The 17054-nt window shown below is 44.0% G+C and carries 13 protein-coding genes; 8 read left to right on the top strand and 5 right to left on the bottom strand.

From position 1 onward, the window contains the following. Nucleotides 1-293 precede the first annotated feature (293 nt). Both QUA54_RS15405 and QUA54_RS15400 read left to right on the top strand, forming a co-directional pair. Nucleotides 294-932: a bifunctional 4-hydroxy-2-oxoglutarate aldolase/2-dehydro-3-deoxy-phosphogluconate aldolase gene (locus QUA54_RS15405; protein WP_333415304.1), complete on the top strand. Its 639-nt coding sequence runs from the start codon at nucleotides 294-296 to the stop codon at nucleotides 930-932. A gap of 100 nt (nucleotides 933-1032) precedes the next feature. Continuing rightward, nucleotides 1033-1554 carry a L,D-transpeptidase gene (locus QUA54_RS15400; protein WP_333415303.1) on the top strand — a complete coding sequence of 174 codons (522 nt, stop codon included), beginning with the start codon at nucleotides 1033-1035 and terminating at the stop codon, nucleotides 1552-1554. A 126-nt stretch (nucleotides 1555-1680) separates the two neighbouring features. Here QUA54_RS15400 and QUA54_RS15395 read toward each other — a convergent pair whose 3' ends face one another. Together QUA54_RS15395 and QUA54_RS15390 are read right to left on the bottom strand one after the other, a co-directional pair. Next, a complete protein-coding gene (locus QUA54_RS15395) occupies nucleotides 1681-2508 on the bottom strand; it encodes a YwqG family protein (protein ID WP_333415302.1) in 828 nt (275 codons plus the stop codon). A gap of 77 nt (nucleotides 2509-2585) precedes the next feature. Continuing rightward, the gene (locus QUA54_RS15390) at nucleotides 2586-4175 is read right to left on the bottom strand and encodes an Hsp70 family protein (protein ID WP_172191256.1); all 1590 of its coding nucleotides are present in this window, start codon (nucleotides 4173-4175) and stop codon (nucleotides 2586-2588) included. A gap of 368 nt (nucleotides 4176-4543) precedes the next feature. Between QUA54_RS15390 and QUA54_RS15385 the strand changes: the two genes are divergently transcribed. Then, entirely contained in the window at nucleotides 4544-5233 is a 690-nt protein-coding gene (locus QUA54_RS15385) for a CPBP family intramembrane glutamic endopeptidase (protein WP_333415301.1), read from the top strand. On the opposite strand, the gene QUA54_RS15380 is transcribed toward QUA54_RS15385, so the two are convergent. Continuing rightward, the gene (locus QUA54_RS15380; RefSeq protein WP_333415300.1) at nucleotides 5226-7460 is read right to left on the bottom strand and encodes an ATP-binding protein; all 2235 of its coding nucleotides are present in this window, start codon (nucleotides 7458-7460) and stop codon (nucleotides 5226-5228) included. The genes QUA54_RS15385 and QUA54_RS15380 overlap by 8 nt on opposite strands. Before the next feature lie 1142 nt (nucleotides 7461-8602). Between QUA54_RS15380 and QUA54_RS15375 the strand changes: the two genes are divergently transcribed. The 5 genes from QUA54_RS15375 to QUA54_RS15355 all read left to right on the top strand — a co-directional run bounded on the left by QUA54_RS15375 (nucleotide 8603) and on the right by QUA54_RS15355 (nucleotide 14674). Continuing rightward, complete coding sequence (locus tag QUA54_RS15375) at nucleotides 8603-9796, top strand: glycosyltransferase family 4 protein (protein WP_333415299.1); 1194 nt, start codon at nucleotides 8603-8605, stop codon at nucleotides 9794-9796. 413 nt (nucleotides 9797-10209) lie between these two features. Beyond that, complete coding sequence (locus QUA54_RS15370; RefSeq protein ID WP_333415298.1) at nucleotides 10210-11337, top strand: glycosyltransferase family 4 protein; 1128 nt, start codon at nucleotides 10210-10212, stop codon at nucleotides 11335-11337. 103 nt (nucleotides 11338-11440) lie between these two features. Further along, nucleotides 11441-12811: an O-antigen ligase domain-containing protein gene (locus QUA54_RS15365; RefSeq protein WP_333199294.1), complete on the top strand. Its 1371-nt coding sequence runs from the start codon at nucleotides 11441-11443 to the stop codon at nucleotides 12809-12811. A 484-nt stretch (nucleotides 12812-13295) separates the two neighbouring features. Further along, nucleotides 13296-14036: a WecB/TagA/CpsF family glycosyltransferase gene (locus QUA54_RS15360; RefSeq protein ID WP_333415297.1), complete on the top strand. Its 741-nt coding sequence runs from the start codon at nucleotides 13296-13298 to the stop codon at nucleotides 14034-14036. 194 nt (nucleotides 14037-14230) lie between these two features. After that, a complete protein-coding gene (locus tag QUA54_RS15355) occupies nucleotides 14231-14674 on the top strand; it encodes a DUF4079 domain-containing protein (protein ID WP_333199287.1) in 444 nt (147 codons plus the stop codon). An 83-nt stretch (nucleotides 14675-14757) separates the two neighbouring features. Here QUA54_RS15355 and QUA54_RS15350 read toward each other — a convergent pair whose 3' ends face one another. Both QUA54_RS15350 and QUA54_RS15345 read right to left on the bottom strand, forming a co-directional pair. Then, nucleotides 14758-15666, bottom strand: a complete 909-nt coding sequence (locus QUA54_RS15350) for an alpha/beta hydrolase (RefSeq protein ID WP_333415296.1) — start codon at nucleotides 15664-15666, stop codon at nucleotides 14758-14760. A gap of 541 nt (nucleotides 15667-16207) precedes the next feature. Next, on the bottom strand, nucleotides 16208-16945 hold the full coding sequence (locus QUA54_RS15345) for an alpha/beta hydrolase (protein ID WP_333415295.1): 738 nt from the start codon (nucleotides 16943-16945) through the stop codon (nucleotides 16208-16210). Nucleotides 16946-17054: the final 109 nt, after the last annotated feature.

Here is a 17054-nt window from a genome sequence, read left to right as displayed (position 1 = left end):
TCGGGGCCCCCGGATTCATCCGTGGAGGGAGAAAGAAAGCTCCGAATCATCTTGTGCTCGCCCCCGGATTCATCCGTGGGGTCGATTCTAAAATCTATAATCTAAAATCTAAAATCTAAAATCGATTGACAGGGAGCAAGTTGTTTATTTAACAGAGCGGGATCTACTACAAAAGAGCCGCACCCTACCATCTAAAAGCGGATTTGGTAATCTGTACTAAAATTATATGTAAATCAGAATAATACGAGTTCCCTATTTTGGCTTCCCATCTCAAATCTAAAATTTCAAATGGTATGAATCATCAATCTTGGTTGAAACAGCTAAAAAAACATCGAGCGATCGCCGTTATCCGTTCCTCCGAAAAGGAACTTGCTTGGCAGATGGCATCAGCGGTAGCAGCAGGAGGAATCCAGTTTATTGAAATTACTTGGAACACCCACAAAGCCGCTGAATTAATTGCCGAACTCCGCTCGGAATTTCCTACTTTTAGTATTGGCACTGGCACTTTATTAAACTTAGAACAGTTGCAGCAAGCAATAGACTGCGGCGCTCAATTTCTGTTTAGTCCCCACACCGATTTAACTATGATTAAAACAGCAGTTGACGCCGGAGTGCCGATCGTCCCCGGTGCTTTTTCTCCTACGGAAATTGTGACCGCGTGGCAAGCAGGCGCTACCTGCGTTAAAGTGTTTCCGATATCGGCTTTGGGAGGCGCCGCCTACCTGAAAAGCCTGCAAGGCCCCTTGGGACACATTCCTTTAATTCCCACTGGCGGGGTGACGCTGGAAAATGCCAAAGTATTTATTGACGCTGGGGCGATCGCCGTTGGTTTAGCCGGAGACTTATTTCCTAAACACTTAGTGGAAAGTGGAGATTGGCGGGCGATCGTCCAAATTGCCCGAACTCTCGCCCAAAATTTAACAACTTGTTAAGCCCTCTTTCCAATCTCGAATCTAAAATCTAAGATCTAAAATAGTAGAACTCAATCTAAAATCTAAAATCTAAAATCTAAAATAGTACGAGGTGTGAGGAATGAACAGCATTATCAACTCAATTTACTTCCGCCGCGCTGGAACTTTCTGTGCCGGCTGCGCTCTCACTCTTGCTGCATTCTGCGGCGGTTCAATTCCTGCAATTGCCGGCGAACAGCACAACATAATTGCCAATAAAATTATGCAGTTGCAGCAATCCAGCGAACGCTGGATTGAAATAGATTTGTCAAGACAAAGGCTAATAGCTTGGGAAGGAAATACAGCAGTTTACGCGGTGGTTATTTCCAGCGGCAAATCATCGACTCCTACCCGCACGGGAACCTTTGCGGTTGAAACCAAATACCGCGTTGCTAGGATGACTGGGCCGGACTACGACGTGCCCGACGTTCCCTATACAATGTATTACGACGGAGGCATGGCAATTCACGGCGCTTACTGGCACAATTTGTTTGGCAATCCCGTTACTCACGGCTGCACGAATGTAGCTGTCAATCATGCTAAATGGCTATTTGAATGGGCCTCGGTGGGAACACCCGTGGTGGTGCACAAATCTCAGGTTTAGGGAATTGGGAATTGGGCATCGGGCATAGTCAAACACTATTCAATCTGTTACAGCCCCGACTTCTTTTAAAGAAGTCGGGACTATGAGTATTACGTTTTTTTAGGTGTGCTTACTTCACTGCTGCTTTCAAGAACAATCCCAATTGTATAAAACCTTACTAAAATCTAATTGTCTGAGTGCTGATTCCTCAATAAAAAAGTTACCTATACCCATATCTCCCCACATAATATCTACTGTATCCTTTCGCTCTGTATCTATTTGGAATAGCAGAATGTCTGACTTGTGTTCCCGACCGTATTTACTACTATATTCTCTTAGATCATTTTGCGTAAAATCAGGATAACCACCTATTTTATGACCAAAGGAATGCGATATTTTTCTGTACTCATTTTCAATTTCATAGTCGTTCAATAACTCATAAATTTCTGAACTTAAAAGTTCTGTAAATCTGTAGTCACTGATACTAATCGGCGCATATTTTTTGGTAAATTGCAAGCTGCAACAGCCACGAACAGGAAAAAATTCTGGTTCCGGCAAAAAATCATAATTGGTAATGATGTTTTCAACGTTCAAGTCTGGCTGAGGAAAATAGATTATTTTGAATCTGTCTTTGACTGTGGGATTATCTAGATCGACCTTATTGCCCAAATCTAAACCATATAAGTCATCGTCTCCAATATAAAACTGCAAAATTCCTCGATCGGGAAAACTATCTAAAGGCGGTACTTCAGAAAAGTTGATTTGTGCTAGCAAGAATAAATATTTACCGTCAGCAGTTTTTGGATACTCAAAGCCTTTAGGTAAATAAGGCAATCCCCCAAATTTACTCTGCCATAAATTAAGCCTATCGTTATTCTGGATTTGAATTTCAATGTAAGGTTTAATCGTAGCTTCGATTCGGTCGCGATACTTTTCTAATTCGGGAGAGAGTGGAAATTCTAGGTTGTAGTTCATCTACGTTTAACAATCAATTTGTTTTGCATGCAATCAGTAGGGTGCGCCGAAGCGCACGTTACCTGTAAAGCCTATTCCTAACTTAGCTGCACCACTGGTTTATCCTCTAACAAAGTTTCATTTGTCAGCAAATCTTCCACGCTAATGCGCAAAAAGCGCTGTTCGTCAACGCGGAACAAAACTTTTATGCGATCGCTCCCGGGATACCCTGGCGGCGTCAATTGAGCGATGCTGCGTGCTCCGTCTTTGTCATTTAGTGGCTGTACCGATCTTTGACCCGCGAGTTGGCGAGTAATTAGCCTGTCGCCATCAAAATATATCTCCGTGCCACCAGTTTCCGCTCCCAATTCGCCGACAATTAATTCTATACTTCGTTGATTTTCTAAAGAAGCTCCCAAGACTAATTCTACCGGTTCGCTCATCGGATAAGACTGGCCGGATTTAATTAAACTGTGCCAACTGTGGCAATTTTCGCGGCGGTTCCAGTAGCGAATGCCGTAACTGTGATAGAGAAAATCTTTGATTTCTATGCCTTGACTCAGTTGCAGAGCACCTTGGGCGATCGCCTCAAAGGGTTTGTCGCAGCGAATTTTTGCAGGCTCGAAATATTGCTGCACCCAACGCTGCACAGCGGGAATTTGTACAGTACCGCCAACTAGCAAAACTGCATCGATGTCGCCAATTTCTAAGCCTTGGCGCCGCGCTTGCTGCAATACTTGATTCATGCACTCGTCGAGGTTGTCAAAAAACTGATGTTCCGCGAGGATAGATTCAAAGCGAGAGCGATCTAATTCTAATTCGTAACTCTCAAAATTTTCGTCATCAAAATAAACCTCAACTGCCTGATTTACCAAAGACAACTGAATCTTTAACCGTTCTGCTAATCTGGTTGTTATCGGAGATTTGGCCAGCCCTTTTGTTTTGAAAAAATAGTCAACCAACCAATTATCAATATCAGAACCGCCTAAATTTTGTCCGGCTTTAGCCAAAACCCGGGCAACTTTTGCCTTTTGCGCTGAAGATTCAGCTAATAACTTTTCACCCCACTTGAGAATAAAACCGAGAGGCTTTTTGTCGGAGGAAGCGTCCAAACGCACTACAGAAAGATCGAGAGTTCCGCCGCCGAAATCAATGACTAACAGAATTTCGCGATCGGCTAAACCATAACCCAAAGCAGCCGCCGTAGGTTCGTCCAATATCCGCACCTGTTCTACTTGCAGAGATTCAGACACTTTGCCCAACCAATGGCGGTAAGCTTCAAAACTATCTACTGGCACAGTAAAAATCAAAGAATCTACGGGCAAGGGCAGTTCGCGAATTGAGTTCACAATTTGGCTCAAATACCACTCACCTACTCGTTCAAAAGTAATAAGTTGCCCGTCAAGTTCCGGCACAAAACCCTGAACAGAAGTGCCAATTCCCCGCTTAAAATTGCGGAAAAACCGAGAATCTCCACTCAAATCAAGGCCTCTGTCGCGGACTTGCTGACCGAGTATTACTTTATTTGCCGCAGCGTCCTCAACGTAGAGTAAACTGGGAATTAGGGGGGGGTTTTGAGCCGAGATTGCCGACAATCCCGGTAATTTCAAAGTTTCGGGCTGCTGGAGGGCTTGATTCCAGCGAGCGACGACGGTGTTGCTAGTTCCAAAATCAATTGCGATCGTCATTCAGCCAAAATACACAGCTACTAAGGATTAGATTATATTATGGTATTTGGAGCCGCAAATACCAACATAATATCAAATTGTGCTTGAATAAAGACTTTGTTGCAACCAAAACTCCTTTAGCAGCGGAGTCTTCCATTTTATGCAACTGGATATTTTTCGTTGCAACAACAAATAAGCGCCACTTTTATAACCGGCACAAAACTCATACCATTTTAGATTTTAGATTAAAGACTTGGGAATGACTTACTGGATAATGGTTTGGATCGCGGGCCTACAGTTGCGTTGTTTTTGGAAAGTGGTATCATCTGTCCGCCGCCGCCAAGCTTTTACCTTTGATATTAATCCAATTTTCAAATAAAGGGTGAAAAATGCTGCACATGGGCGATCGCAAAACAGCACTATTGGCTCTAACACTGCTTGTCCCTGCTGCTAGTATTGGTATCATAGCAGGCTTGTATATTGCCCCTGGAAGCTGGGGACAAACACTGTCAGTATTGTGTCAAGTTTGGTTGCTGGTTTTTCCGATCGCGTGGTCTGTTTTGGTCGAGCGCAAAAAACTGCGTTTATTCCTGCCCAAGCCCCAAGAGTTGCTGGCTGGATCTATGTGGGGAATATTCATGTTTGCGATGATTGTAGGTATCTATCGGCTTTTCGGCCAGCACTGGATCGATCCTGTAATTGCTAAAGAAAAATCGCACCAATTAGGTATTAGCAGCGCTAATATTTACTTGATTGTTGAAGCATATTTTGTGCTGGTTAACTCGCTGATTGAAGAATTTACTTGGCGGTGGTTTGTCTGCAACAAGTGCCAGATTCTCATACCGGGAACAACAGCAATATTTCTGAGTTCGCTATTTTTCACCCTCCACCACATTTTTGTAATAGCAGCTTACAGCGACTGGCAGGCTGTGATCTTAGGCTCCTTAGCTGTCTTCGCCGCCGGGATAATTTGGTCTCAGTCTTATCTGACTTACCGTTCACTTTGGTCTAGTTATATCAGCCACGCGATCGCAGATTTGGCGCTGGCAATGATTGGTTGGCAAATACTCTTTAACTAGCTGCTTTTTTAGCGACTATCGCTGGTAATTCTACAGTAAAAATTGACCCTTTTCCCAACTCACTCTCCAGACTAATATCTCCACCCATCATCTGACAGAATTTCTTGGCGATTGCCAGTCCCAAACCCGTACCACCGTACCTGCGAGTAGTAGACTCATCCGCTTGCGTAAAAGCTTGGAATACTCTCTCAATTTGAGCTGCGTTCATTCCAATTCCAGTATCGCTGACTTTGAAACTAATCCATTCTTCACCAGCCCGAATATCCGATTCTGATTCTTTCTCGCTTTTGGCTCCTTTTCGCTTCGCTTCTAAACCTAAAACATCCGATTCTACTTCTTCCTCTCCCAGACAAATAAATTTTTCTTCCGACTTCCATTGAGCTTCTTCCTTCTTCCCTCTTTCCTCTTCCCTCTCCCTTCTAAAGCGTCTTACTTCTAAAGTAATTTCACCAGCTTCGGTAAATTTGCTGGCATTGCTCAGCAGGTTTAACAAACACTGATAAATCTTAGTAACATCAGTATAAACCGTGCCGAGATCGGGCGGACACTTTACTACGAAAGCATTGCGATTTTTGTCAGCCAAAGGTTTAATAGTAGTAGCGACATCCTGAATGATTGTCGAAAGTTCGCAGGTTTCTAAGTATAATTCTATGCGACCCGCTTCAATTTTAGAAATATCCAAAATATCATTAATGAGAGATAGTAAATGTCTGCTTGCATTATTAATATTTTGCAAATCAGGGACTAATTCTTCACAATTGAGGTCGAAGGATTCTTCTTGTAACATTTCGCTGTAGCCGATAATCGCATTCAGAGGCGTGCGGAGTTCGTGGCTCATATTTGCCATAAATAAGCTTTTTGCCTTGCTAGCTGTTTCAGCTTCGGTGCGAGCTTTGTCTGCTTCCTGATTTTTGGTTTCCAAGCTAGCAAATAACTTTTGCAACTGCACAGCCATGCGATTGAAAGCTTTGGCTAAAGTTCCCAATTCATCTTGGCGATCGATATTTACTCTCTGATTCCAGTCACCCCTAGAAAGCTGTGCTGCTGCAACTGTCAAGTCCCCGATCGGCCGAACCAAACGGCTGGTTAATATCCACGTCAAACCGCCAACTCCCAAGACTGCAATGGCGGCAATAGTAATTGCCAACTGCCAAAATAACTGTTCTTTTTCTAAAACCTCGGCTTCTTCCTGCAAGATAATTACGCCCCAGCCACTTTCTAATTGGTTCAGACATGAAAGCCATTTCACTCCCCGATCGTCGGCGAAGTAAAATGCACCACTTTTGCCTGCTAGTAGAGTTTTGACTGGCGGATAGTTGCTGAGGTTTATTAGTTGCTTTTGAGCAAGTAAGTTCGGATCGGGGTGAGCGATTAATTGACCTTTTTTGTCTACCAAAAAAGCGAAGCCTGTTTTGCCGATTCGGACTGTTCCGATCGAGCTAGCGATGTCGCTTAATAATATACCTATAACAGCTACTCCTTGAATTTTTCCCAGTTGGTCGGCAGATTTATCTATTGAATTTAATTGGTGTGTTTGAGAAAACTTTTGTTGAAAATTAGTTGCTAGTTCGAGAAGCTGCTTGGTTGTAAAATCGACGCTGCCACCTGCAGGCAAGCCTGAATATTTTTTTTTAAATTGAGCAACTGCCTTGGCGGTGGTGTTGCCGTAAATTCCCGTAATTTCGTTTTTGTAATAGCCGAGTTGTTTGAGTTGCTGCTGCAATTCGCTGACTGAATTTCCTCGATCGCCCAAACTTAAACTAGCAAATTCCCGAATGGGTGTTGAGAAAATAACTGCTGGTTTTCCCGTTAAGCGAGATATCAAAGCTTCGTAAGTAATTTCAGTCCCAGCAACTGCACTTTTAAACCAATAGCGATCGCTGCGTTTGATGCGATCGGGCGGCGTGCCACTGCCGCGGGCAACAACGTACCCTTCTAAATTGTAAGCTTCGGCAAGGTATATGTGGCTATAGCTGCGGTTGATGCCAACTAGCAGCGGCAACATTTTGCTGGCATTCATGCTGACTGTACTCGGATCTTGACTGATGCTGCGCAACAATCGAACGTTCATTTGTTCCCACCGGGAGATGCTTTCCGTTAACACATCTGCTTTCAATTCGAGGTTTTGTTTTGCTTGCGATCGAATAATGTTAGCTGCGTGAAAACTGGCAAACCATATTGCTGCAAGCATCGGCGGCACAACCCCCAAGAGCACACCGATTGTCATCCGGAATCGCAAACTTAGGAATAATGATTTTTTCATAACATCAAATTTTTTTAAGCGAGGTCATTTGATACATACCGCGAAGCTGCAGCTGCAGTTTAGGAGTCAACGTTGGCACGATCTAGGCCGATCGATCCAGAGCATTCCTTTTATCTTTACATGGTCATTGAATAATTTGCTGAACTTTTTTACGGTAATTACTTAGACAGGGCTTGCGCAGGCACGCTACATAATATACTCCGCCCAGAAGTGGCAGTCGCTTTTGGGAACTTTTTTAGGCGATCGCCTTTTATTAACAAATTTAAAACTCAGCCAGCTAATTAAATTTATATCGGTGAAATTCTTTGTTGTGTAGCACGATTGGGAAACCTATTTTTTCAAACAGTGGACGCATCAACCGGGTTTTTTGACGAACATACGATCGGTGAGGGGAAGAGATATCGGTTGAAAAATTGGGTTTTTTCCCTCCTTCGCCCGTCCAGGACGGTTACTCGCTCGCGCTTCAGCAGGTATTTGAGAAAACCACTATGTCTGAATCCTGACAGAATACGATATTGTGTCCAGCAATACCGACAGCACCGTTACCAAAAAACCACAATCGCCGATCGGTGTTTAGATCTGTTGGAGCGATCGGGAAATCAACATTTTCAAAATAAGAATTTCATCTTTAATGCTGTATAAAATTTTGCTAACGGCGCTCATCCATCTACTCTAGATTGTTACAAATGCTACTTTTTGTCCCCCATTAAAGGTTGGATGCTTTTCGGTTTCCCGTACCTCCCTTTCTGTAGCATAAGCAAGTTCTATTCTGTTAAAAAGGAAGTGTTGTTTAGCTTGGTGTTTGTCGCGAAAAAAAGATGCTGTTTGATAATGATGAATCAGTCTTTAGGAGGAACTTTTGCCCACCTAAACATTATCCCTAGAGGACTGTTTCGCGAGCGCATCAGTTGTTATTATCCATTCAATGACAGCGAACTTGTGGCATATCAATACTGGCGTGTTGCCAACAGTCGCAAGGTTGGATTCTATGTACACACCAGGAAAGCGGTAATTAATATTCACCCGCCCCTCTTTCCTTTCGATCTCTAACATCAGCGCTGGTAGCAGCGCCGTAAGCGAATCGGAGTCTTCAGCGGGACTTAAAAATGAAAATCACCTTTGTGCTTCCTACTCTGTCTTGGACTGGTGGAATACGAGTAGTATCTATTTTCGCAGAACGTTTGAGAAAGCGAGGACACTCCGTGTTCGTCATCTCTGTACCCCACGCCCAACCGAGTATGCGCCAGCAAGTCAAGTCGCTGCTGCGGGGACGGGGTTGGATTTCCACACCTGAAAACGAACCCTCATTTTTCGATAACTTAGGTGTAGAACACAAAATTACCGATCGCTACCGGCCGGTAGAGGACAAAGATGTACCTGATGCTGACGTAGTAGTTGCCACATGGTGGGAAACCGCCGAGTGGGTAGCCAAACTCTCTCCCAGCAAAGGAGCAAAAGCTTATTTTATCCAGCACCACGAAGTTTTTGATTATCTACCTCAAGGTAGAGTAGAAGCAACCTGGATGCTGCCCATGCACAAAATTACGATCTCTAAGTGGTTAGTGGACCTAGCTCGGACTAAATACGGCGATCGCACAGTTTCCTTAGCTCCTCCTACCGTGGACACCAAGCAATTTTACGCCAGTCCTCGCAACAAACAATCGGTTCCTACAGTTGGCATACTTTACTCTCCAATCTACTGGAAAGGAACCGACATCGCCCTCAAAGCTTTTGCCTTAGCTGCTGAAAAGATCCCCAACCTGCGTTTGGTTGCCTTCGGTACAGAGGCCCCATCCTCGGAATTGCCCCTACCGGCCAATGCCGAGTATGTAATTCAACCCGACCAAGACAAAATCAAAGACTATTACAGCAAATGCGATGCCTGGCTGCTGGCGAGCCGCTCAGAAGGCTTCGGCTTGCCAATTATCGAAGCGATGGCGTGCCGCACTCCCGTCATCAGTACCCCAGCAGGTGCTGCTCCTGAAATTTTGAGCGGCGGTACTGGCATACTTGTAAGACCAGAAGATCCCGAAGAAATGGCCAAAGCCATAGAGTATATCTGTCAGTTGCCAAATTCCAAGTGGCAAGCCATGTCAGAAGCGGCCTATGCCAAGGTGAACAATTATACTTGGGATGATGCCACAGCTCATTTTGAAGCGGGCTTGAAAGTTGCTATAGACAAATCTAAACAGCGGGACGTTAATATAGTTTCCTCTTCTCCCTACGATGCGGTCCCAGCAGTGGCCAACAAAAAAATTGGGGTTGGAGGCGAACTGCAGCCATTTGAAATTCTGCGCTAGCGGCTCGCTCTGGCGCGGGATTCTCAGCAGAAACTCAATATTGTTTGGTGGGGTGCTTCTGCCACAACTAAAATCGCCCGTGTCCTGTTTTCTACCCAGCAGTCTCGACACGAATTCTGACGCCACTGACGAGCGAATACTGGTTATAAAGCGATCGGCCAAAATCTGAACCCGAGTGCAACGGAGTTTTTAAAGCTGGCTTCGTTACAGGTTAAACTTGTCTAGTCCTCAAACATTTCCCGATTTGTAATTGGGAAAAGTCCCTGAGGACAAAGTAAGATCGGCTCGACTATCGAGTTACGATCGCCTCCAGCAGAAACCCGCACCCTGCTGAAAAGCCAAAAATAGGCTGGTAAGTGCGAACTTGCTGTTATGGAGGAGTTTTAACCAGTATCAATCTTCAGCATCTATTCATGAAAATTACTTTTGTCCTGCCTACCCTTAGCCTTACAGGTGGCATGAGGGTGTTATCTATTTACACAGAACTTCTCCAAAAGCGAGGACACAAAATATTTATCGTCTCTACGCCCCCTGGGCAACCTACTTTGATCCAACAATTGCGATCGCTCCTCAGAGGTAGGGGTTGGCAGTCCGCTCCCAAGAAACAAGAGTCTCACTTTGACAAGGTGGATGTCGAACGCCGAGTTCTCGAAACCTACCGTCCAATTACCGACATTGACGTACCTGATGCCGATATTATCATGGCTACTTGGTGGGAAACTGCCGAGTGGGTGGCAAAACTCTCTCCCAGGAAAGGAAGGAAAGTATATTTTCTCCAACACTACGAGGCTTTTGACTACATACCAAAAGGTCGAGTAGAGGCAACTTGGCGGTTGCCGATGCACAAAATCGCTGTGGCCCAGTGGATCGCCGACATAGCTCGGAATGAATACGGCGATTTGTCTGTATCTCTCGTCCCTCCCACCGTGGACACCAAACAGTTTTACGACCCCCAGTCGCGAGGCAAGCAGCCGCGAGGCAAGCAGTCAGTTCCGACCGTTGGGATGTACTATTCTACAACTCCTTGGAAAGGCTGCGATCTTGCCCTGAAAGCTTTCTCTATAGCTGCTGAAAAAATTCCCAACCTTCATTTAGTTGCCTTTGGTTCGGGCGATACTCCTCCTCCCAATTTGCTGCCTGATGGCACGGAGTATAATAAGGCACCTACTCAGGATCAACTAAAAGAATTTTACAGCAAATGCGATGCTTGGCTCTTTTCCAGCAGCTCCGAAGGCTTCGGCTTGCCAATTTTAGAAGCTATGGCTTGCGGCACTCCAGTCATCGGCACTCCTGCTGGTGCGGCTCCGGAACTACTTGCTGGCGGGGGTGGCATACTTGTCAAGCCAAATGACCCAGAGGATATGGCAAAAGCGATCGAGCAGATTTGTCAGTTGTCTGATGCCGAATGGCGGGCCATGTCCAAGACTGCTTTGGAGACAGTGATAAATTATACCTGGGAGGATGCAACTAATCTCTTCGAGGCGGCACTGTACGCTGCTGTGGAACCTCAAACACAATTAACGAACAAGGCGAAGGCGTAAAATAGAGGTTGATTTAAAAGATTGGGGTTGGGCGATCGTTTAAGCGAGAATTTTTATTGGGCAAATTAAGTTGTCTTTCTAAAATTTTACTGCAAAAAAAACTATGGTTGCATTAATCCCACTTGCTATGTTCGGCTTTATTCCAATCGTTTTTTACCTGTTTGTGAGGTATCCGCCTCAACGGGCGGTAATTATCTGTTTTGTTGCAGCGTGGCTGTTTTTGCCGCAAGCTTCTTATCCCATCCCCCTATTGCCGCCCTATACCAAAATCTCGGCAGCTTGCTACGGCATTTTGCTGGGGACTCTTATCTACGATACTGCGCGCATCACCACTTTTAAGCCCGGTTGGCTGGACGTGCCAATGGTAATTTGCTGTTTGTCCCCAATTGTTTCACAAGTTACTAATGGCGGCAGCCCGATTTCTCCGACTCTCAACCAAATCGTTACTTGGGGTCTGCCTTATTTTTTAGGACGCTTGTATCTGGGTAGTTTAGACGGGCTGCGACAATTGGCGATCGGGATTGTTGCAGGTGGGTTGGCTTACATTCCTTTTACTTTAATTGAAGGTGTTAAGGGCCCAATTCTGCACCAAATGATTTACGGCGTCAATGCCTTTGAGGACTGGGGCCAAGCAAGGCGTTTGGGGGGGTGGAGACCGGTAGTATTTATGCAGCACGGTTTGATGGTGGGCGTGTGGATGATGACAGCCGCCTTAATCGCAGTTTGGCTTTGGCAAACTGGGGTGATCAAAAAGTTTATGGGCCGCAACATCAAGACTTTAGCAATTATATTAACGATCGCTTTTTTGCTGTGCCGTTCTACTGGCGCCTACAGTTTATTTGCAATGGCGTTACTCGTATTATTCTCGGCAAAGTGGTTTCGCACCTCTTTGCCCCTGCTATTTATAATTGGATATATAGTATTTTATCTGTACGTAGCTGCATCGGGTCAATTTTCGAGCAAAGACGTGATGGACTTCATCACTCCAATATTTGGCGAAGAACGAGCCGCCTCTCTGAAGTTTAGATTTGACATGGAAGAGATATTGGGGGAAAAAGCGCGGCAAAATTTTCTTTTTGGCTGGGGGGATTCTGGTGGCAACCGCGTGTACGACCAGTCCGGTAAAGATATCTCGGTCACCGACAGCTTATGGATTATTGCATTTGGCGTCAACGGTGCCGTCGGTTTAGCTAGTCTATTTTCTTCATTGTTACTTCCTGTTATCGTCTTTTGCGTGTTCAAGTATCCCGCCAGAACCTGGTCTAATCCCAAAGTAGCGCCCGCTGCCGTCCTGGGAGTAGCCTTAGTTATGTACGTGTTTGACTGTGTTTTGAACGCTATGGTTAACCCGATTTTTGCGATGATTGCTGGAGGAATATCGGGTCTGGTCTTAAAAGCTCCCGAAAGCCTTAAGACCAAAAAAACCAGTTCGCCACCAAGAAGACAGTCGCTGGTTCACCAAAAATCAGGATGATTTTCAGGGATGCGCGGCTTCACTTCAAGCTTGAAAATATCTTGCCCTCGCTGAATACAACAACTAAAAAAATTCCTATTTTTGCATTAAATCAAGTTCGGAAGTTGCGCTATATTTGTCAATAGCTTAAAATTAAGGCAAAAATTTTTTTTGACCTTAATTTGCAATGCTTCAACTATTAGCACGGCATGGGTTTTTTATTGATACTATGTTGCGATTTGTAAAGAAAATGGGCTTAATATACTTTTTACTAAAACGACCTGATTCTTTACACAATCTTTAAAAACCATGACTGGACAGGTAGGGTGTACGGGCATATACTTAAGAAAGTTTATTCACTGAAGCGCCCAAGTAGTGAAAACACGAACCTGTATTGTGCGTTATAATAGTTTGAGTTGTAGCTTAATATAAAGCGGGAAGGGAATAATAAATGAACACAGTTAATTTATTGAATGTCTCGATAGATAACTTGTCAATAACAGAGTTGTTTGAAAAACTCGACTGCGAAGGTGGTGTCGTATTTACGCCCAATGTAGACCACTTGATTAAGTTGCAGTACGACCGCGACTTCTATGAAGCTTACAATACCTCTACCTATAGAGTCTGCGACAGTCAAATATTGATGTATGCCTCCAAGTTTTTGGGAACTCCTCTCAAAGAAAAGATTTCTGGTTCGGACTTGTTCCCTGCATTTTATATGTATCACAAAGATAACGAGAACATTAAAATATTTTTGCTAGGAGCTGCTGAAGGTATTGCTAAGAAAGCCCAGGAAAAAATTAATCAAAAAATTGGTAGAGAAATAGTGGTTGAAGCACATTCTCCTTCTTTTGGCTTTGAAAACAATGAGGAAGAGTGTGAAAAAATAATTGACACGATCAATCAATCAGGAGCTACAGTTCTGGCCATAGGGGTCGGAGCCCCCAAGCAAGAGAAGTGGCTGGTGAAATACAGGAGCAAATTAACACACGTCAAAATTTTCTTAGCAGTAGGTGCAACCATTGATTTTGAAGCTGGTTGCAAAGCAAGAGCTCCCAAATGGATGAGCGAAGTCGGCATAGAATGGGCGTACCGACTGTTAAGTGAACCGAGAAGGTTGTGGAAAAGATATTTGATAGAAGGTCTGCCTTTTTTCCGATTAATCTTAGAACAAAAATTAGGGTTTTATAAAATGCCTTTCCTTGAGAGCAAAACCAGGAAGCTAGAATGGGAAGGCGGCTCCTAAAAACGGGAGCGACAAATCTCTAGCGTAAATTAAGCTGAGTATGAGAGAAAGTAGGTTTGACTTCAAGCTCAGACGGATGCAAGCTGTGGATAGTCCGATCGCACTTTCTCTCAAAATTATTCATTTTTGCTTTCAAGTCCAGGTAAAATCGGAATGAAACCTTTGTTGCAAATCCCTAATTAGGGATTTAAATCATGAATCTGCCTTCTTTCTTGTGGTTGTGGAAAATAGCAGCTTGGTCAATGGGTGTTTCCCTGTTAGCTTACCTGTTGCTGGCCGTTACTGGAACCTGGATGTTTGCCGCCCGCAGTACCAAACAGCAGCGCCCAAAATGGCTGCGTCCCTTTCATTTGGCGACTGGTGTGGCGATGGCGACTTTGGTAATTTTACTGCTGGGAATTGGTGTAGTCGGTACCCTGGGATACTACGGCAATTTGGGTCACTCGGCTCATTTACCGGCGGGATTAGCTGTTGTTGCTTTGGTGTTGGTTTCTGTTGGAAGCGGTCTACAAATTGGTCCTAAACATCCTTGGGCGCGTCCCCTCCACATCACCACTAATTTGGCTTTGTTTGGGGGATTTGTGACTGTGTCGATCACAGGATGGACGATCGTACAGAAGTATTTGCCTAAAGTTTGAAACCTGTCTGTTTGACATCAAACTATATACCAAATGCGCAAGATAAAACATATATGTAAGGTGCGCCGCAGCGCACCCTACATTTAAATGTTTTGCGTGAGTCCGCTTTTATTTATGAATTCTAAAATATGCTGTGCCGTAATCTCTGGCTTTTCTAAGTGGGGAACGTGCCCGCAGTCGGGTATCCAAATTAGTTGAGAATTGGCGATCGCACTTTCAAACTTTGCCGCATCCGCCGTCCCCAAAATGCGGTCTTGTTTTCCCCACAAAATCAGCGTCTGCTGCTGAATTTGCGACAGTTTATCCCGAAAACCTCCGTAACCGCCGCTTTTGGTAAACGCAATTAAAGCTTGATTCCAGTTGGGCATTTCCAAGTGCAAAGCAGCGCAAGTTTGAGCGTCTAGAGAAGCCAATTTTTTATCGAAATAAGCATTGATGCTAATTCGCTGGCGGATTTTAGGATTTCGCAAAAATGAAGTTGCCAAATATCCTAAGGGAGGAATGAGAAATTTTCCCTTATTAGAAGTGACGGCAAAACCTGCACTGTCTATTAACACCAATTTTTTGACAGCTTCGGGATAGGTGAGGGTGAAATCAATTGCTGCTGCACCTCCCATTGAAGCACCGACTAAGATTACAGGCTGCGAAATTAGCGTTTTCCAGAAATAGTAGAGGTGAGTGGCGATCGCTTTTTGACTGAATGCCAAACCCGCCGCTCTTTCTGTAAAGCCAAAACCCAACAAATCAACCGCCCAAGTTTCATTTTCGGCAGCCAGCAGCGGCAACAGGCGGCGAAATTCAAACAGCGAACTGTCGAAGCCGTGAATTAGCAAAATAGGGGTGTTTCCGCTGCCTTGGTGCGCGTAAGTTGTGGCAATTGCCCCAGATGATAGGGGAGTTGTAATTGCCTCTCGTTGAATGCTTTGGGCTAAAGCAATGGATGTAGATTCTGTTAGCTGTGCGATCGATTTTGGGAGAAAACTTGCTGACATAATTCTTGATAAATTGTTAATCGGTAGGGGCAGTGTCCCTGTACTCACCCTAAGATTTAAGTATATATGTTTGCTCGCTCACTATTTTAGGAGTTGGGGCAAGCGATATCTTAAAACTCGATCGATACTTAGTATCCCTCTGCCCAGCCTAAGCCTGAGTTTCTTAACCTGATGTTAAAATATTTTATAATCGTTGCCAATAATTTCTGTTTAATCTACTATTACCTTCCTCTGCGTCAAGAGCACCTCTGCGGTTTTTTCACAAAAACTCATTAATAAATCCAATAAAATTAGCATACTATTTACTCAAACATCTTAATATACGTTAAACAATTTTTACAATTATTCTCAAATCTAAAAAAGATAGTGATGATAACTCAAACTCCATGGCTCAAAACCCTACAAACTAAAATTGCCGGGAAGGACTGGGGCAACTGCGCCAAAACAGTATAAGCAGGTCTGAACAAATTGCCCGGAATTACCGAAATTAATGTAGTATTTACCGCATACAATTTCGGTATCAAAAAATAGCAAATGCGACCTAAAATTTAAAATTTAGAATTGCTTGGCGGCTGTGTAGAGATAGCCAAAAATTAAGTATTTCTTCGCCGACTTGTTCTGGATAGAAGTGGTGAAAGAAATGCCTACCGTCTTGACATTCCCAAAGCCGATCGCCTTTCTTGAGAAATTTCGACCAGCGGCGCATGACCACAGGAGATACCACAAAATCTGTTTTGCTGCTGCATATCAACAAAGGTACTTCTACACCTTGCTCGCGGGAATTACTAATCCTAAATAAGGAGTGAGGACAAGGAGAACAGGCTAAGTCATCCTCAAAATATGATATAAATCTTTGATTAATTATTTGATTTGGCAATCCCAGCATATCGCCAACCATTTGAGTCAAAACTTGTTTTCGGCTCCAGGGAAAAGCTGAAAAATGCGTATAGTAATGTGCTTGCCAATTAATAGCAGATGGCACACCAACAGATAAAAGCCCCAAAGAACTTACTTTGTGAGGATAGCGGCGCGCATACATTAAACCAACTAATCCGCTGGTACTGTGGCCTATTAGATGAATTGGGCGATCGCGCATTGTTAAATAATCGTGCAAAAGTTCAACAGCCATATCTAAAGAGCAAGCTTCATCTTCAGTTTGTTGGTATTCCCATATTTGCACTGGTACAGAATCATTTAAGTAGGAAAGCAGCGAGCGATCGAAGAATTGCAAACTCGGACTTACACTTAACCAAAGCACGTCTTCTGAACTAAATTGCATCTATTTTAAGTTGGAGATCTAGTTATTAACAATAATAATGTATTTGCTAGATTTTTGGGGCGGGTTGAGTGCGTAACTTTGATTGCCGAACATAATCTAATTACAAAAC

This window comes from Microcoleus sp. MOSTC5, assembly GCF_036701825.1.
In the GTDB taxonomy this organism is placed as follows: domain Bacteria; phylum Cyanobacteriota; class Cyanobacteriia; order Cyanobacteriales; family Microcoleaceae; genus Microcoleus; species Microcoleus asticus.
Note: the sequence above shows the minus strand (reverse complement) of the source record. Positions and strands in the feature narration are given on the sequence as shown.